The following is an 18972-nucleotide window of genomic DNA, read 5'->3' on the forward strand; positions in this document are numbered from 1 at the left end:
ATTTACACCTGGCGGCCAAGCGAACACATGCGATTGCAGAAAACGCGCCCGGCACCGCGGCGCGAGGCGGAACGGGAAAGCGATGAGTACCTCACCGATTGGCAGCGAATCCGCTCCTGCACAGGCGGTGGCCGCGCCGATGGCCAAGCTTGCCCCTGACGAATCCCCCTATTTCAACCGCGAGCTGTCGTGGCTCCAGTTCAACCAGCGGGTGCTGGCCGAGGCCGGCAACGAGGCCTATCCGCTGCTCGAAAGGCTGCGGTTCCTGTCGATTTCGGGCAAGAATCTCGACGAGTTCATGATGATCCGCGTCGCCGGCCTCGTCGGGCAGGTGCAGCGCGGCCTCGCAACCCCCTCGATCGACGGGCGCAGCCCGACCCAACAGCTCGCCGCGATCCGCGAGAAGCTCGCCGATCTCTCGCAGCGCCAGCAGGCAATCTGGCGCTCGCTGCGCGAGGCGCTGGCCGCGGTCGACATCCATGTCGCCGACGAGCAGCGCGTCCAGCCGGCTGCGCACAAGTGGCTGAAAGCGTTTTTCCTTAACGAGATCCTGCCGGTCATCACGCCGCAGGCGCTCGATCCCGCGCACCCGTTCCCCTTCGTCCAGAACGAAGGGATGGGCCTGCTGTTCACGCTGACCCGCGACGAGACCGGCGAGCAGATCATCGAGATGGTGCTGATCCCCAGCGCTCTGCCGCGCTTCGTGCGCGTGCCGGACGAGATCACCAGCGCCGATGGCGGGCCGGCGGGGATGCGGGGCGGGGCGCTCTACATCTCGATCGCCAGCCTCATCCAGCGCTATGCTGCGGCGCTTTTCCCCGGCTTCACCATCCAGGGCGACGGGTTGTTCCGGGTGCTGCGCGACAGCGACATCGAGATCGAGGAAGAGGCCGAAGACCTCGTGCGCACCTTCCGCTCCGCGATCCAGCGCCGCCGCCGGGGGCAGGTGATCCAGCTCGAACTGGAGGAGGATTTCGACCCCGCGGCCGAGGCCCTGCTGCGCGAACAGCTCGGCATCCACGAGGCCGCCGTCATCAAGACCGACGGGATGATCGGGATCGATGGCCTTGCCGAGATCGTCGCCGAGGATCGCCCCGATCTCAAGTTCGACGCCTATTCCCCACGCTTTCCCGAACGCATCCGCGAGCATGACGGCGATGCCTTCTCCGCCATCCGCGAGAAGGACATCATCATCCATCACCCCTATGAAAGCTTCGAGGTGGTGGTCGATTTCCTGCGCCAGGCCGCGGCCGATCCCGACGTGGTGGCGATCAAGCAGACGCTCTATCGCGCAGGCAGCCAGTCAGCGGTGATCGGCGCGCTGATCGAGGCGGCCGAGGCCGGCAAGTCGGTGACCGCGGTGGTGGAGCTGAAGGCCCGCTTCGATGAGGAACAGAACCTCAAATGGGCCAGTGCGCTCGAACGCGCGGGCGTGCAGGTGATCTACGGCTTCACCGACTGGAAAACCCACGCCAAGGTGGCGATGGTGGTGCGGCGCGAAGGCGGCGGCTTTCGAACCTATTGTCACTTCGGCACCGGCAATTATCACCCCGTCACCGCGCGGGTTTACACCGATCTCAGCTTCTTCACCGCCGATCCCAAGTTGGGGCGCGATGCGGCCAAGATGTTCAACTTCATCACCGGCTATGTCCAGCCCCACGCGCTCGAACGCCTCCACATCGCGCCGATCGATCTGCGCGAGGAGATCTATGCCCGCATCGATGCCGAGATCGCCAATGCCGGCAAAGGCCAGCCTGCGGCAATCTGGATGAAGTGCAACCAGCTCACCGACGAGGGGATGATCGACCGGCTCTATGCCGCCTCCAATGCCGGGGTGCAGGTCGAACTGGTGGTGCGCGGCATCTGCTGTCTGCGACCGGGGATCGCCGGCCTGTCCGAGAACATCCGGGTCAAGTCGATCATCGGTCGCTTCCTCGAACACAGCCGCATCTACGCCTTTGCCAATGGCGCACCCATGCCGAGCGCGCAGGCGGCGGTGTTCATCGCCTCGGCGGACCTGATGAGCCGCAATCTCGATCGCCGGGTCGAAACGCTGATCCCCATCCTCAACCGCACGGTGCATGATCAGGTGCTCCAGCAGGTGTTGCTCGCCAACATGCTCGATACCGAACAGAGCTGGTGGCTGCACGCAGATGGAACCTATTCGCGGGTCGAGACCGATGGCAAGCCGTTCAACTGCCACCGCTATTTCATGACCAACCCGTCGCTGTCGGGCCGCGGCGGGGCGCTGGAAGCGGGCGCGGTGCCCAAGCTCTCCCTGCGGCGGGGGGGCATGGCATGAGTTACCGTTCTCGGCAGGCCGACCGCTCCGGCACCTTCGCCGGCGGCACGCCGCAGCGCGCGATCATCGACATCGGATCCAACACGGTGCGTCTGGTGGTCTATGGCGGCACGATGCGCGCACCGATGGTGCTGCTCAACGAGAAGGTCACTGCCAAGCTCGGACGCGAGATCGCCGGCACCGGCCGGCTCGCGGACGAGGCGATGGCGCTGGCTCTGCGCGGATTGCGCCGCTTCGCGCTGCTGCTCGCGGATCTGGGCATCGAGGATGTCGAAACCGTCGCCACGGCCGCGGTGCGCGAGGCGGTCAACGGGCGCGAATTCGTCGCGCAATTGCGCGCGATCGGGCTTCAGCCACGGGTCATTTCGGGCGAGGAAGAGGCGCTGCTCAGCGCCCATGGCGTGATCGGGGCCTTTCCCGATGCGCAGGGCATCGTCGCCGATCTGGGTGGCGGCAGCCTTGAACTGGTGCGGGTGAGCCAGGGTTCGGCCGATGGCGCAAGCACCCTGCCGCTGGGGACGCTGCGCCTGCCCGAATACCGCAAGGGCGGCCGGGCAGGGATGAAGAAGGCGCTCGACAAGGCGATCCGTGCCGCCGGTTGGGATCTCGCCGCTACCCCGCCCGCAACCCGCGGTGCGCTCTATCTGGTGGGCGGCACGTGGCGCGCGATGGCGATCCATGCGATGGCGGTCTCGGGCCACCCGCTGAGCGATCCGCACGGCTTCGAGCTCGATAAGGCGGCCGCGCTCCAGATTGCCGAGGCGCTTGCCGGAAGCGAGGGTGAGGCCTTGCGCGGGCGTGAGCGGATTTCCTCGATGCGCGCGGAAAAGCTGCCCGATGCCGCGGTGCTGCTGACGGCGCTGCTGGCGCGGCTCGATCCGGCGAAAGTGGTGTTCTCCTCTTGGGGTCTGCGCGAGGGGTTGATCTATGACCGTCTGCCTGCGCACAGCCGGGCGCAGGATCCGCTGCTGGCCGGGATCGCGGTGTTCGCCAGCCAGCGCGGGGCGCCGGCAACGCTGGCAACGCGCATGGCGGCCTGGACGCTCGATGCCGCCCCGGCCCGCACCCATGGCAGCGAACGGCTGCGGCTGGGAGCGACGATGCTGGCGCTGGCTTCGATGCAGATCGAGCCCAACCTGCGCCTGCCACAGGCGATTGACTGGGCGCTGCACAAGCGCTGGATCGCAATCGACAGCAAGGGCCGGGCCATGATGGCGGCGGCGATCGCGGCCAATGGCAACCAGTTGAACCTGCCCGCGCGCCTGCGGGCGCTGGCGAGTGAGGAGGCGCTCGAAGAGGCGATCCGCTGGGGCCTCGCGCTGCGGCTCGCGCGGCGGCTGGGCGCGCAGTCGCGCCGCTCGCTCGAAGTCAGCCGGCTGACGGTGGAAGACGGCGCGCTGGTGCTGCGGCTGGCGGAAAGCCATGCCGCGCTGTTCGGCCAGCCGACCGAAAAGGACATGAAGCTCCTCGCCGGCCGGCTCGGCATTGGCTGGCGGGTCGAGGTGGTGCCGAACGATGTGATGTAGGGGGTGCCGGCCCACCTTCGCCATGCGCCCAGCGGGCCTTGCCGGTTTTTCGTATCGCGGCTGGCGCCGGGGGTAACGGGGAGGCTGCCATAGCCCCCGTTTCCTACAGACGCCCGGGCGCATAAGCTGTGTGCGGTGCGATCGCCTCGTCCGACCCGGTGCGGTCCGCCCGTGCGATCGGCGCGTGATCGTGCTGTCCGTCCGGCCCGTTTTAACAATGCATAATCTTGTAAATCATCAGGAAAACTGGAAATGATATAGGTGACACGGTGTCACTTTTGTCAACTTCGACATTTTATTGCGCGGCGGTGTGATGTCAGCCCTTGGTGCTGGTCGCAAAGGGCGAGAAGTCGGTGTCGATGTCGAAAAGGTCGATGCCCTCGGCCGCTTTCAGGCGGTTCACCACGAGATAGGTCACCGGCGTGAGCACCGCTTCCCACGCCACCTTCAGCGCCCAGTTGGTGACCATCACGGTCAGCACGGCCTCGGTCGTCCAGATGCCGAGAAAGGCGACCGGATAGAAGATCATGCTGTCCACGCCCTGCCCGACGAAGGTCGAGCCGATGGTGCGGCTCCACAGGGCGCGGCCCTTGGTCCACACTTTCATCTTGGCCATCACGAAGGAATTGACGAATTCCCCCGCCCAGAAGGCGGTGATCGAGGCAACCACGATGCGCCAGGTGCTGCCGAACACGCTTTCATAAGTCATCTGGCAGATCGCCCCGCCGGGGATCGCCGGATCGGCGGTGGTGGTCGGCGGGCGCTCTCCGCCAAAGCCGCTGGCGGCGCATTCCCACCCGTCGAAGGCGGGCAGGGCGGTAACGATATAGGACATGAAGGCAAGGAAGATCATTGCCGCCGTCCCCACCCAGATCACCCGGCGCGCCTTGGCAAAGCCGTAGATCTCGGTCAGCACGTCGCCGATCACGTAGCCCAGCGGGAAGAACAGGATCCCCGCGCCATAGATAAAGGTGCCTTGCGGGGCGGGCCACCAGCCTTCGGGCCAGAACGGCACGCTGGCATAGGTCAGCTTGGCCGCGCCGATGATGTTCGAGAGCAGCAGAATGGTAACGAAGCCGGCCATCACCAGATCGAAATAGCGGAAGGTCACCGGCGGGCGGCTGGTGGCGACGATCCCGTCGGTGGGATCTCGGTCGAAGGCGGCGGCGGGATCGGGCTGGAGGCCGGGAGAGGTGTTTTCCATCGCGTCGAGGGTTAGCGCGATTTGCCTGTCCGGCAAAGCGCGCTAATGACGCATCCGGCGCGCGCCCGTAGCTCATCTGGATAGAGCGCGAGACTTCTAATCTTGAGGCAGCAGGTTCGAGTCCTGCCGGGCGCGCCATTCCCGAACAAAAGATAGAACCGCAGGTGTGGTTTGGCCCACACCTGCAAATGCGCTTCGGACGGGGGTTGAGACCCCATCACAGCCAGAAGGCGACCGCTGCTGCGAGGCCTACGGCGGATAGGAAGTTTCTGGCGAGCTTGTCGTAGCAGTAGCGATGCGGCGGACCCGAAGGGCAGCGCAGCCAACGCCTTGAGGCGGCAGAAAATGGCCTCGACCTGCCAGCGGTCCTTGTAGCGACGTTGGTCATACTCGGTCGGACGCTTTCGATTGCGCCGTCCCGGGATCACAGGGATCGTGCCCTGTTCGCGCAAGGCGGCCCTGATGCGGTTCGCGTCGTCGCCACGCTCGGCGATCACCCGCTTCATTCCGACGGTTTCGCCGATCAGCAGGTCCGCACCTTTCACGTCCGACGTGTTGCCCGGTGTCAGGACGAGGCGGAGCGGCCTCCCGAGGACATCGACAAGCGCGTGGAACTTCGTTGTCCGGCCGCCACGCGAAATGCCAATGGCATTGGCCCGCGCCCCCCTTTTGCGCCACCGGCAGAGCGGTGGGCCTTGATGTCGCTGCTGTCGATCATGGCGGTCTCGGTGACCCAGTTCTCCTCGGTCAACCCCGAGAGGATGCGGGTCCAGATGCCCGGCCGGCTTCACCTGTACCAGCGGTTGTAGATCGTTGTCGCCGGGCCGTACTCGGCTGGCACATCGGCCCAGCGGCCGCCGCACTTGAGCCTATGAATGATGCCCAAGATCACTTGCCGATCATCAGCCCCGTCGCGCTCCGGGGTGGTGCTTCGGCAAGTGCGGCTCGATCGCAGCCCACGCTTCGTCCGACAAACAGAACAACGAACGCGACATGCCAAGCAGCCTCCTGCACAGCGCGATCGGGAATATCCCCCCGATAATGCTGGCAAACTCAGCCGGTGAAACCAGCCTGCCGGAGCTGAGCAAGGCGGAAAACTCTAGGTCACATACCCATAAACGGGATTTCCAAGATCATTGAGTTCTGATTCAGTGTTTCGCGGAAGGGAGATGCTGATGGCGCGGTTTGATCTGACTGATTTCGAATGGTCTGTGATCCAGCCTTTGCTGCCGACAAAGGTGCGTGGCGTGAAGCGGGTTGATGACCGGCGGGTTTTGAACGGGATATTCTGGCGGCTACGCACGGGGGCACCTTGGGCGGACATTCCGTCGCGTCACGGGCCGCACACCACCTGCGTGAACCGCTTCAACCGCTGGCGCAAGGCGGGTGTGTCGAAGCGAATATTGGAGGCAGTTTCACAAGCTTATGCGGGCGACATCCAGATGATCGACTCCTCATCGATCCGCGTCCACCAGCACGCTGCCAACGCCCAAAAAAGATGGCCGATTCCGTTGCATGGGTCGCTCGCGCGGCGGCCTGACGACCAAGGTCCACGCCATGGTCAATGCCAATGGCTTGCCGATCGGCCTCGTGCTGAGTGAAGGCCAAGCCTGCGACGGGCGCAGCGCGCATCTCATGCTCGACAGCCTGACGCCTGGCTCGGTGCTGCTCGCCGACCGCGCCTACGATGCCGACAGGCTGCGCGCAGCGATTGCCGACAAGGGCGCTTTCGCCAACATCCCGCCAATGCCCCAGCGCGTCCGCAGATCAGACTTCAGCCCAATCCTCTACCGATACCGCAACCTGATCGAGTACGTCTTCAGCAAAATCAAGCATTTCAGGGCAGTGACGACCCGATACGACAAGCAAGACGACAACTTCCTCGCCTCTGTCCAACTCGCCTCAATCATAATCTGGTTGCGCCATAATGAGTCGGTGACCTAGCCCTCTTTTGTCGTCTTCATTCCCGGACCAATCCATCAGACCGGGATTGGCTTGGCAACCAGTCCACCAGACCAGCACCACCTGAGATCACTGCCAAGGCCTCGGCCTCGCTGATCACCTCGGCATATTTGGCCTGAAGGTCGAACAGGTTGGCCTCGTGCGGCTCCGGGTGCCGGTCGGCGCAGGCCTCGCGGACCACCAGCGGGATGAAGCCGTATTGCATCGCGTCGAGCGCGCTCGCCCTCACGCAGCCCGAGGTGGAATAGCCGGTGACGAGCAGCGTATCGATGCCCTCGGCGTGGAGCGTTTCGGCAAGGCCGGTCCCGAAGAAGGCGCTGGGATATTGCTTGGTGAACACCCGGTCGCCCGCTTGCGGCGCCAGATCGGGCGGGAAGGCGCCGAGCGGGGAGCCTTCGACAAATGCCTTAAGCACCGGCGCCTTGCGGTAGAACACCCCGCCGTCCGATCCATCGGGCTTGTAGCGCACATTGGTGAACACCACCGGCACCCCAGCTGCCCGCGCGGCTTCGGCCAAGCGGCGATTGCTCTGCTTGGCCGCCTCGGCGCTCGCCATGTAAAGCGGCGAGCCTTCGGTGAGATAGGCCGCCACCACATCGACGATCAGCAGCGCCGGGCGGGCGCCCGGTTGTAGCCGACCCTCGAACACGCCCGCATAATTGTCGGCTGCCGAGGGGCCGGCCATCAGATGATGCCCGCGGCGGCCAGCCGTGCCAGTTCGGCGGCATCCAGGCCAAGCCGCTCGCCATAAACCTCCGCATTGTCCTGCCCGGGCGTGGCAGGCGCGGGGCGGCGGATGCTCGACGGCGTCTTCGACAGCTTGGGGAAGGCGTTCTGCATCTTGATCTTGCCCCGGTTCTGCGTTTCGACCTCGATGATCGCCTGCCGCGCCTGGAAATGCGGATCGGCGAGCATGTCGGGGGCGCGATAGACCCTGCCTGCGGGGATCGAATATTCGATCATCAGCGCATCGACCTCCTCGACGGTCAGCGTCGCGGTCCAGGCGTTGATCAGCGCGTCAAGCTCTTCTTGGTGGATTCCGCGGGCGATGTGGGTGGCGTAGCGTTCGTCCTTCGCCAGTTCGGGGCGCCCCATCGCCTGACACAGGCGGGCAAAGATGGCATCGCCATTGGCGCCGATCATGTAGCTGCCGTCCTTGCAGGTATAAACGTTGGAGGGGGCAATGCCCTTGAGCACCGAGCCTGACCGCTCGCGGATCACGCCGTTGCGGTCATATTCGGGGATGAGGCCCTCCATCACCTGCAACACCGCCTCGTAGAGCGCGGAGTCCACCACCTGACCCTCGCCGGTCTTGTCGCGGTGATGGAGCGCGGCGAGCACGCCCATGCAGCCATAGGTCGCGCACAGCGTATCGCCGATAGAAATGCCCATGCGGCTTGGTGGACGGTCGGGTTCGCCGACGATGTAGCGCCAGCCGCCCATCGCCTCGCCGATCCCGCCGAAACCGGCGCGGTTGGAATAGGGGCCGTCCTGCCCGTAGCCCGACATGCGGGCGATGATAAGACCGGGGTTCTTGGCGTGAAGCTCGGCCGGGCTCATGCCCCAGCGTTCGAGCGTGCCGGGCTTGAAGTTCTCGATCAGCACGTCGGCCTCGGCGATCAGCCGTTTGGCGAGCGCCTGACCCTCGGGCACGCGCAGGTTGCAGGTGACCGAGCGCTTGTTGCGGGCGATCACTTCCCACTGCACCTTTTCCTCGCCCTGGCCCCAGTTGCGCATCGGATCGCCCGCGCCAGGCGGCTCGATCTTGACGACATCTGCGCCCATGTCGCCGAGCAATTGCCCGCAGAACGGGCCGGCCAGCAGCTGACCCATCTCGACGACCTTGATCCCATCGAGTGCGCCGCTCATTCCGCAGCCTCCCTCAAGGTCGTCCAGATCGGCTGGATGGGGGCGGGAAGGCCGGTTTCGGCGAGGCAATTGGCGCGCAGCGCGTCGATGCCGGGGCCGAAATCGAACAGGGGCAGCTCCCCGCGCGCGGCCGACATTTCCGCGCGCAGCGCCTCGGTCGCGGCGGCGTCCACCACGCCCTCGGCATCGGCGACCACGCCATAGGCGCGCGCCCCTTCGGGGGTGACGAGGCCCTGTCGGATTTCGAGACCTACAAGTTCCGGATCGCGCGCCAGCGGGTCGCCCCAGCCGCCCCCGCCCCAGGTGATGAAGTGGAGCAGATCGCCGGCCTTGACCGCGACATTCTCGACCTTGTTGCCGATGATTTCTTGCGATCCATCGGCGCGTTCCAACACCTTGCGCGCCCGCGCGCCGGGGCGGCCGCCATTGACGCCCCAGGGCGGCACGAACCAGCGATCGTCGTGGATCGCGATCTCGCCATCGGCAAGGAAGCGGTAGGTCATGTGGATGCCGTTGCCGCCGCGGTGCAAGCCCGCCCCGCCGCTGTCGGGCGCGGTCGAATAGCGTTCGATCCTGAGCGGAAAATAGCGTTCGAGGAATTCGTTGGGGACATTGGTGAAGCCTGGCCAGAGCGAGTGTCCGTCCGGCCCGTCGCCCAGCGGCCGCCCGGGAATGCCGCCAAAGCCGATCTGGAACAGCTGGAACCAGTCGCGCGTCCCGTCCTCGCGGCTGTCCCAGCCCGAATAGAACAAGTGCGGCGAGGAGGAGAAGCCGGCAGCGTTGAGAAACTCCGGCGTCTTCTGCCCGAGCAGCCCGCCCAGGATATCGAAGATGCGGCCCAGCGCATGGGTGCGGCCCGACAGCGCAGCGGGAAAGCGCGGCTTGAGCAGCGAGCCTTCCGGAATGCGCACTTCGATCAGATCATAGAACCCGTCATTGAACAGGATCTGCGGATCGAACACCATGATCATGTAGATGCCGAAGAACATCTTGAACATGTTTTCGTTGAGGAAGAAATTGATCGAGGCCGCCGACTGCGGATCGGTGCCATCGAAATCGAGGATCACCTTGTCCCCCTCGCGCCACATGGTGCAGCGGATCTTGTAGGGCCCATAGCCCTTGCCGTCGTCGCAGATGTAGTCCTCGAAGCTCACCGGCTCTTCGGCCACCGCCATGGCGAGCAGGGCCTTCATCGCGCGGTGGTTGCGCGCCAGCAATTCCTGTGTGGCCGAAACATAGACATCATCCCCGAAGCGATCGGCCATTTCGATCACCCGGCGCGCGGCGACGCGGCAGCTGGCGATCAGGGCGTTGAGATCAGCCTGGCACCAGTCGGGCTTGCGTGTCTGGTGCATCACCAGCTTCATCAGGTCTTCGTTGTATTCGCCCTTTCTCCAGATCTTGACCGGCGGGATGCGCACGCCTTCCTCGAAGATCGAGGACGCGCCGATCGGCATTGACCCGGGAACCCGTCCGCCAATGTCGCTCTGGTGGCCGAACATCGCGGTATAGGCGATGAGGCGCCCGTCCTTGAACACGGGGAGCAGCACCAGCCAGTCGTTCGAATGGCTGATTGCGCCCGCGCAGGAGTAGGGATCGGACAGGAAGATCATGTCCCCGTCCTCGATGGTGCCCTCGTAGCTTTTGAGGAAGCCGTCGATGAAGCTGCCGAACTGGCCGACGATCATCTTGCCGGCAGGGTCCGAGATCAGCGGGAAGGCGTCGCCCTGTTCGCGGATGCCGGGGCTCATCGCGGTGCGCACGAGGGTTGCGTCCATCTCGATGCGCGCGTTCCTCAGCGCGTTCTCGATGATGTCGAGCGTGACCGGGTCGATTGCGACCGTGTTGAAGGGGGCGGGGTTGGTCTGGATGATGCGAGCCGGCATTGGTCTTAGCCTCCCGTCTTCAAGGTGATGAGGATATTGCCGACAGCGTCGACAGTCGCTCGGCAGTCATGTTCGACCAGCGTGGTCGAATCCATCTCGGTGATGATCGCGGGGCCTTCGATGACGTCGCCCTGCCTGAGCCTAGCACGGTCATAGATCACGGCTGGGCGTTCCTCGCCGTCGATCCACATCACATGGTCGCGGATCTTGGCAGCGCGGGGATCGCCATCGCCCTTGGGCAGTTCGGCAGCGGGCAGGGCCGGGGCCTGACCCAGCGCCACCGCGCGCAGGTTCACGATCTCGTGCGGCGTATCCATGTTGAAGGTGAAGAGCCTGCGGTGTTCTTCATCGAAGCGGGCAAGGATGCCTTCGATCCCGTCCTGTTCGAGGACATGCTGCGTGATGGTCAGCGGCACCTCGAAAGCCTGCCCGGCGTAGCGCACGTCGATCTCGAACAGCGAGGTGATCTGGTCTTCGGCAATACCGTCGGCGAGCAATTCGCTGCGGGTCTGTGCAGCCATCTCGTCGAGCACTGCGACGAGATCGGCGATCGAGGTGTCACGGGCGAGGCGCGAGAAGCTGCGCGCGGTCTCGGTGCGCATCCGGGTGGTGGCGTCGCCCAGCGCACAGAGCACGCCGGGGGAGACGGGCGAGATCGCGGGCCAGCTGCCCATCAGCCGGGCGACCGCATTGACATGCAGCGGGCCGGCGCCGCCGAAGCCCATCAGCGCAAATTCACGCGGATCGTAGCCCTGCTGCACCGAGATCATCCGCAGCGCGCCGAACATGTTTTCATTGACGATGTCGATGATCCCGCGCGCGGCTTCCATCAGCGTCACCCCGAGCGCATCGGCGATGGTCTGCACCGCCTTCTTGGCGCCTTCGCGGTCGAGCTTGAAGCTGCCGCCGAGCAGGTCTTCGGGCAGGTAGCCGAGCACGACGTTGGCATCGGTCACGGTCGGAAGCTGCCCGCCCTTGTTATAGGCAACCGGCCCCGGCACAGCGCCCGCGCTTTCCGGGCCGACACGCAGCGCCTTGGTCAGTTCGGGCACGTGCGCGATCGAACCGCCGCCGGCACCCACGGTCTTCACATCGAGCGCCGAAGCCCGCACCGACAGGTGCCCGACTTCGGTGGTGCGCTGGCGGCGCGGTTCGAGCCCCTGGATCAGCGCGACGTCGGTGGAGGTGCCGCCGACATCAAGGGTCAGGATGTTCTCGAAGCCGGCATTGCGGGCCACCCACAGCGCGCCTGTCACCCCGCCGGCAGGGCCGGACATGAGGATGTTGACCGGGTGCTCCTCGGCCTTCTGGCTGCTCATCAACCCGCCATCGGAACGCAGCAGCGAAAGGCGGCCCTTGAACCCTTCGGCTTCCAGACGGTCGCGCAAGTTGGAGATATATTTCGACACCACCGGGCGCACGGCGGCATTGGCGACGGTTGACAGCGTGCGCTCGTATTCCTGCATTTCGGGCAGGACTTCGTGGCTGAGCGAAACGGGGATGCCGGGCAGCTCTTCCGCCGCGATTTCGCCGATCCGCGTTTCGTGCGCGCCGTTGAGATAGGCGTTCATCAGACTGACGGTCAGCGCCTCGATGCCTTCGCCCTTGAGCTTGCGCAGCGCAACGCGCACCGCGTCCTCGTCGAGCGGGGCGACTTCGCGGCCCTGCGCATCCATCCTGCCCGGCACCTCGACCGTGTGCTCCAGACGCGCGAGGGGCTGGGGCTTGGGCCACACGATCCAGGCTGCAAGACCGCCCGGCACGTAGGAGCGCGCGATCTGCATGATGTCGCGGTAGCCTTGGGTTGTGACGAGGCCGACGCGAGCGCCCTTGCCTTCGAGCACCGCGTTGGTGGCAACCGTGGTGCCGTGCAGGAAATAGGTGATGTCGGCCGCGGTGATGCCGGCCTTTTCGGTGATCGCTTTCACCCCCGCAAGGATGCCTTCGGAAGAATCATGCGGGGTCGAAGGGGTCTTGTGCCGCCAGAAGGCGCCGCTCGCCTCGTCGAACAGCAAGAGGTCGGTGAAAGTCCCGCCCACATCCACACCCAGCCTGTATGTCATACCTCTTCCTCTAGCCTATGCTGCGCGCGCGACGGCCGAGGGCAATTCGCGCCCCAGCACACCTGCAAACCACCTGTTAGCGGCAATCGCCGCGTCGAGATCGATGCCCGTTTCCACCCCTGAACGCGCCATCATGTAGATCAGGTCCTCGGTGGCGATATTGCCCGTCGCGCGCGGGGCGAAGGGACAGCCGCCGAGGCCGCCCAATGAGGCGTCGAAAATGCGAACCCCCGCCTTGTAGGCCTCCCACGCGTTGGCGATGCCGGTGCCGCGGGTGTTGTGGAAATGGGCGCGCATCGGGATCTTGCCTGCGAGCCTTTCGCCCAGCTTGCCGAACAATTCGCCCACTTCCCAAGGCGTGCCGACGCCGATCGTATCGGCAAGCGCGATCTCCTCAGGGCTTTCCGCGGCCAGCTCCTCGGCGATGGCGAGCACGGTGTCGTGCTTCACCTCGCCCTCGAAAGGGCAGCCGAAAGCGGCGCTGATGGTGACCTGCGCGCGGATGCCCTCGGCGCGGGCGAAGCGTAGCATTTCACGGGTTTCGGCGATGCCTTGCGCGATGGTCTGGCCCTGGTTCTTCTGGCCGAAGGTGTCGCTGGCGACGACCACGCAGCCGACCTGATCGACGCCCCGCTTGCCGCCTTCGCGGGTTGCGAGCGCGCGCAGCACCCCGCGCTTGTTGAGCACGAGGCCCACGTAGGTGCAGTCCGCCCGGTCCGGCAATCCGGCGATCACGCCTTCCGCATCGGCCATCTGCGGCACGCGCGCCGGGTGGACGAAACTCGCCACCTCCAGCCGCCGTGCGCCATAGCCGATCATGCGGGTGATCAGATCGAGCTTCGTCTCGGTCGCAATGATGTCCGGCTCGTTCTGGAGCCCGTCACGCGGACCTACTTCCACAAGTGCGATGGGCACCGGTTCGATGTGCGCGGCTGACATCCTGAATCACCTGTGCTTGCGGGGACCGTGCAGGGGTGCATGGCGCAGTTTGTATACAATTGCAATCGTGCTTGGCGTGACGAATTCATTGGAACCGCAAGTTTCGCCTTGCGTCGTCATGTGTCCCGTGCATCTGTCGCCGGGCCGACTGTCCGGGCGAAGGTGTGGAAAGCCCGCCGCAGATGGCTGCCCATCACCGCGCGGGCCCATTCCGGATCGCCGGCGGCGAAGGCGGCAATCAGTTCGTCGTGGTCGCGCGCCGACTGGCGCAGGTCCTCAGGCGAATAGGTGCGCGCCGTGCGCAGCACCACCGGAGCCTCGACCAAGCGGGCGAGCATCTGCCCGAGGCGTGGCGAAGCCGCCGCCGCGATGATGGCGTCATGGAAGGCGCGATTGGCATCAAGGAAGCGCGCGACATCGGGCTCGGGCAGCGCGATCGCGGCCTTGAGCTCGCGATTCACCGCCTCCATCTCGGCCAACTGACCCGGCGTCATCCGTCGTGCGGCGCGCTCGGCCGCATGGCATTCGAGCATCTGGCGCAGGGTGAACATTTCTTCGATATCGTCGCGGCTCCAGTCGGCGACGAACAGGCGCTTGGTGTCCGAGCGCACCAAGAGCAGCTCGTTCTCCAGCCGCCGCACTGCCTCGCGCACCGGGGTGCGGCTGACCCCGGTGATCTGCGTCAGCTGGTCTTCGGTCAGCTGCTCTCCGGCTTTCACCTGCCCGCTGAGCAGGTGCGCGCGGATCGCCGCATAGGCGCGCTCGGAGGCGCGGCTCATTTGCGCATATTCCCGCGGGCCGGGGCGAGGCAGGGGGTGTTCATGGGCTTCCTTGTGCGTGCTTGGTGTGCGGGCCGCAAGTGCGGTGAGGTGACAAAAACACACTTCACCGTCGCTTCGCGCAACACGTCTGTTTAGGCTTGACGAGAGCGTTTTGTATACAATAACCAGCTTGGCGCAAGGCAACAGGGGAGTGCCGTGAACCGCATCAAGGTCATCGTGCCGATCGCCATGGATGAAGCCGGGGTGGCCAACCGCGCCCAGCAGCTTCCCGACGGCCTCGTGCGCCCTGGCTTTGCGCCTACCTTCGAGGCCGTGCGCTGGGGCGCGGCGCTCGGCGATTCCTATCACGACACCCTGCTGATGGACTGGACGGTGTTCCAGGCGGGCGTGACGGCCGAGCAGGAGGGCTATGCCGGGGTGCTGATCGACACGGTGAGCGATTCCGGGCTTTGGCCGCTGCGCTCGGTGCTCAACATTCCCGTCGTTGGCCCTGGCGAAGCCAGCTTCGCCGCCGCGATGATGCTTGGCAAGGCGTTCTCGATCATCACCATGTGGCCGCAGTGGTTCCCGCTTTACGAGAAGGTTCTGAGCCAGCACGGCTGGAAACACCGTTGCGCTTCGGTGCGTTCGATCGACACGCGGCCGGACGTGACCGAGCTGCTCGAAGGCAAGGAGGAGGTCGTCTTCGCCAAGCTCAAGACCGAGGCGATGCGCGCCATCGAGGAGGACGGAGCGGACGTGATCGTGCTCGGCTCGACCACCATGCACCAGTCCGCGGCCTATCTCCAGAGCGAGCTGCCTGTGCCGGTGCTGAACCCAGGGCAGGTCGCCTACAAGAACCTCGAGACTTTGATCGAGCTGAGGCTCAGCCACTCGAAAAAGGCCTTTCCCGCACCCGAAGTGCCGATGTTCGCCGATATCCGAAAGGGCTGGTACTGATGAGCGAATGGCAAGAAGGCGGCCCGGGTCAGACGCCGCTGCCCTATCCCTTTTACGTCGATATCGTCACCAAGCGCTATTTCGACGGGGTCGACAACAAGATCATGGAGCAGGTGCTCGACTGCTTCACCCCCGATGCCATCCTGACCGAGGTGACGAGCAACACGGTGCACAGGGGGCGCGAGGCGATCCGGGCGATGTTCGTCAAGCTCTTCGCCGATTTCGAGACCATCTGGCACGGCAATTTCGTCCACACCGCCGACCCCGAAACCAACGCGGTGTGCAGCCAGTTCACGGTGCTCATCACCCCCAATGGCGGCGAGGAGCTGCGCTATGAGAACTGCAACCGCTTCTATCTCAAGGACCGGCTGTTCCACCGCGTCTATGTCTACATGTCGGGCGAAAACCTGCTGAAGGCGGGAGACGCCTGATGCAGTACGAACCCACACTGACGCGGGCTGAGCTGATCGACTTCGCGCTCAACAAATACTTCGCCCGCGTCGATGCCAAGGACTTGGAGGCGGTGCTGGACTGCTTCCATGAAACCGCCTTGTTCTGCATCCAGACGGCCTTTACCCGGCATAGCGGCAAGGCCGAGATCCGCCGCATGTTCGAGGATTTCTTCGCCGCCTATGACACCATCATCCATCGCGATTTCACCTGCACCGTGGACGCGGCCAATGGGCGCATCAGCGCCTGCTTCACCGCCGAGCTGCACGATGCGCAAGGTCAGGTGACGCTGCTCGAGAACACCAATTTCTGGCGTTTGCGGCCCGGCCCGGGCGGCGCGAAGTTCCAGGAAGTCTATGTCTACATGAGCGGGGCCAACCCGCTCGTGTGAAGCCTTGCCCTATCGATCCCTCCGAGGAGAGCCGTCCCATGAATATCCGTCTCGTTCTTGCCTCCAGCGCGGCTCTTGGCGCCATCGCCCTGTCCGCGCCCGCCATCGCCCAGGATGCCCCGGCCGCCGATCAGGCCGCCCAGGAAGACAACGCCATCATCGTCACCGCGCGCCGCCAGTCGGAAAGCGTTGCCGAAGTGCCTGCCGCGCTCACCGTATTCGGGGCCGAGGCGCTTGCCAGAACCGGCGTCCAGCGCGCCGACGACTTCATCCAGTTGACCCCGGGCGTGACGATCGTCACCGGCACCGCCGAAGCGGGCGATACCCAGATCAACATCCGTGGCATCAACGGAGCGCGCGATGCGGAAAGCTCGGTCGCGCTCGTGGTTGACGGGATCCTCAAGACCAACACCGCGCAACTGAACCAGAACCAGGGCACGATGCGCCAGGTGGAAATCCTGAAGGGCCCGCAGGGCGCGCTCTATGGCCGCAACGCGGCGGCGGGTGCGATCGTGATCCAGACCGTCAAGCCGGGCGACACACTCGAAGGCGGGGTGACGCTGCGCGCGGCTCAGGACAACACCTACCTTGCCACCGGCTATGTCTCGGTGCCGGTGGGCGAGGGCGCTGGCTTCGTGCTGTCGGGCAACTACTCGACCACGGATGGCTTCTTCCGCAACCGCTTCCTGAACAATTCCAAGACCATCGACGATCAGGAGATCTGGTCTGTCGACGGGCGCTTCGTCGCCGCGCTCGGCCCGAATACCGAGCTGGACGTGAAGGCCCGCTATGCCGACCTTACCGGCGCCTCGATCAACTTCAACGCCAGCTTCCACCTGCCCAACTTCGCCGCTGCCAACCCGGCCTTCTTCGAGGACGTGAACGAGCATCCTTTCGGCTTCTACTCGAACATCCGTCCGACCAATGATCAGACCACTTTCGAGGCCTCGGCCAAGATCGAGCACGAATTCGACAGCGTCACGCTGACAGCCTGGGCGCTCTATAGCGATGTCGACCAGTCGCTGACCGCTGACGGCACTTCGGCCGATTTCGCGCGCTTCACCTTCCCCGGCGCGACTCCGGCCTCGGTAGCGGCGTCCAACGCCTGCTTTGCCTCGACCGCGCAGCTGACCGGCTATCCCCTCAACCCGCCGGCCTTCATCGGCCAGATCCCGGTGCCCTTCATCTTCGCGCCGGCCAATGGCTCGACCTTCGGCCCCTACAGCCCGACCACCTGCGACGGCACCCAGTTCCAGATCCGCGAGCAGAGCGATATAAGCGCCGAAATCCGCCTCGCCTCAAACGGTGATGGGCCGTTCAACTGGCAGGTCGGCGCCTATTACCTGCACATTGACCGCGAAGTGGGCGTCAGCCTCGGTGCGGATCTCGGGCAGGGGGTAATCCGCCAGCTTTACAATGCGCCCGGCTCGTCCAACCCGACCACCCAGCTTTACAACGATTCCTTCAAGACCGATGTCTATGCGCTCTTCGCGGCGGCGGATTTCGATGTCACCGACCGGTTCAACATCTCGGTCGCGGGCCGTTACGACATCGAGGACCGCTCGGTCCGCAGCCTCGTTCCGGCGGTGTTCGATCCCTTCACTGGCGGGCCGATCAACCCCGGTCAGCAGGTCATCAACGGCGTGGTCCAGCCGATCCCCGACCAGTCGAAGACCTTCAAGCAGTTCCAGCCCAAGATCTCGCTGCGCTACGCGGTGGACGACAATGCCAACCTCTATGCCAACTGGGGCATCGGCTTCAAATCGGGCGGGTTCAACAACCAGGGTTCGGCGGCGATCGTCGATCAGGCATTCAACCAGTTCATCGGCACCAATGTGCTGATCAACGACCAGTATCGCAAGGAAGTCTCGAGCGCGTTCGAGGCGGGGATCAAGGGCAGCCTACTCGATGGCCGCATCACCTATGATCTGGCGGGCTACTACACCACCATCGACGACATGCAGTTCTTCGAGTTCTTCGTCGGCGGCTTCGGCCTGCTGCGCGTGGTCTCGAACATCGACGAGGTCGAGATCTACGGCGGCGAGCTCAACCTCACGGCCGAGATCATCGAGGGCTGGACCGTGTTCGGCTCGGCCAACGTGACCGAGAGCGAGATCAAGCAAAACGCCTCGCGTCCGGTGACGGTCGGCAACAAGTCGCCCTACACCGCCGATTACACGCTGAACTTCGGCACCCAGCTTGACGTGCCGATGACCAGCTCGATGGATTTCGTCAGCCGCGTCGATTACCGCGTCACCGGTCCGACGTGGTTCCATACGCTGCAGGACGACACCAATCCGACGCTGTTCAGCGGCCTGCTGCCGGGTTCGGCGCTGGGCCTGCCGGCCTTCGTCGGCGATGCCGACTATTCGGTTTCGCGCCGCGATGCCTTCGGCGTGGTCGATGCGCGCATCGGGGTCGAGACCGACCGCTGGTCGCTGTTCGCCTATGCTGAAAACCTGTTCAACAAGAAGTACCTGAACGAGGTGATTACTGCGGTCGAATTTGGCGGTTCGTTCATCTCGCCCGGCGGGCGTCAGCGCCTCGGGGTGGAGTTCGGCTACAAGTTCTGAGCCTTTCGGCTTGGCTCAACGCGGCGGTGACGGGCAAGGGACCCGCGCCGCCGTCTTTGTCGGTCGTGACTGTCCTGCCGCTGCGC

General features: G+C 65.0%; 14 protein-coding genes, 1 tRNA gene and 1 pseudogene. 8 read left to right on the forward strand and 8 right to left on the reverse strand.

Translation table 11 applies throughout. From position 1 onward, the window contains the following. Positions 1-82 precede the first annotated feature (82 nt). Both BZF61_RS00585 and BZF61_RS00590 read left to right on the forward strand, forming a co-directional pair. On the forward strand, positions 83-2302 hold the full coding sequence (locus tag BZF61_RS00585) for an RNA degradosome polyphosphate kinase (RefSeq protein ID WP_086616690.1): 2220 nt from the start codon (positions 83-85) through the stop codon (positions 2300-2302). Further along, entirely contained in the window at positions 2299-3828 is a 1530-nt protein-coding gene (locus BZF61_RS00590) for a Ppx/GppA family phosphatase (RefSeq protein WP_086616691.1), read from the forward strand. The genes BZF61_RS00585 and BZF61_RS00590 overlap by 4 nt, the downstream gene beginning before the upstream one ends. A gap of 316 nt (positions 3829-4144) precedes the next feature. Here BZF61_RS00590 and BZF61_RS00595 read toward each other — a convergent pair whose 3' ends face one another. After that, entirely contained in the window at positions 4145-5032 is an 888-nt protein-coding gene (locus tag BZF61_RS00595; RefSeq protein WP_086616692.1) for a queuosine precursor transporter, read from the reverse strand. Positions 5033-5093: 61 nt separating this feature from the next. On the opposite strand from BZF61_RS00595, the gene BZF61_RS00600 reads away from it, so the two are divergent. After that, a tRNA-Arg gene (locus BZF61_RS00600) sits at positions 5094-5170 on the forward strand. Between the two features lie 79 nt (positions 5171-5249). Here BZF61_RS00600 and BZF61_RS00605 read toward each other — a convergent pair. Beyond that, positions 5250-6027: pseudogene (locus tag BZF61_RS00605) on the reverse strand (IS5 family transposase). A gap of 174 nt (positions 6028-6201) precedes the next feature. On the opposite strand from BZF61_RS00605, the gene BZF61_RS00610 reads away from it, so the two are divergent. Then, positions 6202-6976 (forward strand): IS5 family transposase gene (locus tag BZF61_RS00610; RefSeq protein WP_245804441.1). Its coding sequence is split into 2 segments (ribosomal slippage): positions 6202-6516 and positions 6518-6976, totalling 774 coding nucleotides; the frame shifts between segments, so codons are not numbered across the junction. A 16-nt stretch (positions 6977-6992) separates the two neighbouring features. Here BZF61_RS00610 and BZF61_RS00615 read toward each other — a convergent pair. From BZF61_RS00615 to BZF61_RS00640, 6 genes are all read right to left on the reverse strand, one after another. Further along, on the reverse strand, positions 6993-7679 hold the full coding sequence (locus tag BZF61_RS00615) for an isochorismatase family protein (RefSeq protein ID WP_086616693.1): 687 nt from the start codon (positions 7677-7679) through the stop codon (positions 6993-6995). Further along, positions 7679-8863, reverse strand: a complete 1185-nt coding sequence (locus tag BZF61_RS00620) for a CaiB/BaiF CoA transferase family protein (protein WP_086616694.1) — start codon at positions 8861-8863, stop codon at positions 7679-7681. The genes BZF61_RS00615 and BZF61_RS00620 overlap by 1 nt, the downstream gene beginning before the upstream one ends. Beyond that, positions 8860-10749, reverse strand: coding sequence for a hydantoinase B/oxoprolinase family protein (locus tag BZF61_RS00625; RefSeq protein ID WP_086616695.1), 1890 nt, complete (start codon positions 10747-10749; stop codon positions 8860-8862). Before BZF61_RS00625 ends, BZF61_RS00620 begins: the two co-directional genes overlap by 4 nt. 5 nt (positions 10750-10754) lie before the next feature. Continuing rightward, positions 10755-12812, reverse strand: coding sequence for a hydantoinase/oxoprolinase family protein (locus tag BZF61_RS00630; protein ID WP_086616696.1), 2058 nt, complete (start codon positions 12810-12812; stop codon positions 10755-10757). 15 nt (positions 12813-12827) lie between these two features. Beyond that, positions 12828-13751, reverse strand: coding sequence for a hydroxymethylglutaryl-CoA lyase (locus BZF61_RS00635; protein WP_086616697.1), 924 nt, complete (start codon positions 13749-13751; stop codon positions 12828-12830). A 116-nt stretch (positions 13752-13867) separates the two neighbouring features. Further along, complete coding sequence (locus BZF61_RS00640; RefSeq protein WP_086616698.1) at positions 13868-14530, reverse strand: GntR family transcriptional regulator; 663 nt, start codon at positions 14528-14530, stop codon at positions 13868-13870. A 198-nt stretch (positions 14531-14728) separates the two neighbouring features. Here BZF61_RS00640 and BZF61_RS00645 point away from each other — a divergent pair, with 198 nt between their 5' ends. Genes BZF61_RS00645 through BZF61_RS00660 form a run of 4 tightly spaced genes read left to right on the forward strand, consistent with a single transcriptional unit; the run spans position 14729 to position 18886 of the window. Continuing rightward, positions 14729-15472 carry an aspartate/glutamate racemase family protein gene (locus BZF61_RS00645; protein ID WP_086616699.1) on the forward strand — a complete coding sequence of 248 codons (744 nt, stop codon included), beginning with the start codon at positions 14729-14731 and terminating at the stop codon, positions 15470-15472. Further along, positions 15472-15903, forward strand: a complete 432-nt coding sequence (locus BZF61_RS00650) for a nuclear transport factor 2 family protein (RefSeq protein ID WP_086616700.1) — start codon at positions 15472-15474, stop codon at positions 15901-15903. Before BZF61_RS00645 ends, BZF61_RS00650 begins: the two co-directional genes overlap by 1 nt. After that, positions 15903-16313: a nuclear transport factor 2 family protein gene (locus BZF61_RS00655; RefSeq protein WP_086616701.1), complete on the forward strand. Its 411-nt coding sequence runs from the start codon at positions 15903-15905 to the stop codon at positions 16311-16313. The genes BZF61_RS00650 and BZF61_RS00655 overlap by 1 nt, the downstream gene beginning before the upstream one ends. Positions 16314-16351: 38 nt before the next feature. After that, positions 16352-18886 carry a TonB-dependent receptor gene (locus BZF61_RS00660; RefSeq protein ID WP_086616702.1) on the forward strand — a complete coding sequence of 845 codons (2535 nt, stop codon included), beginning with the start codon at positions 16352-16354 and terminating at the stop codon, positions 18884-18886. Positions 18887-18972 lie beyond the last annotated feature (86 nt).

Origin of the sequence: Erythrobacter tepidarius (assembly GCF_002155695.1) — a bacterium.
In the GTDB taxonomy this organism is placed as follows: Bacteria; Pseudomonadota; Alphaproteobacteria; order Sphingomonadales; family Sphingomonadaceae; genus Erythrobacter; species Erythrobacter tepidarius.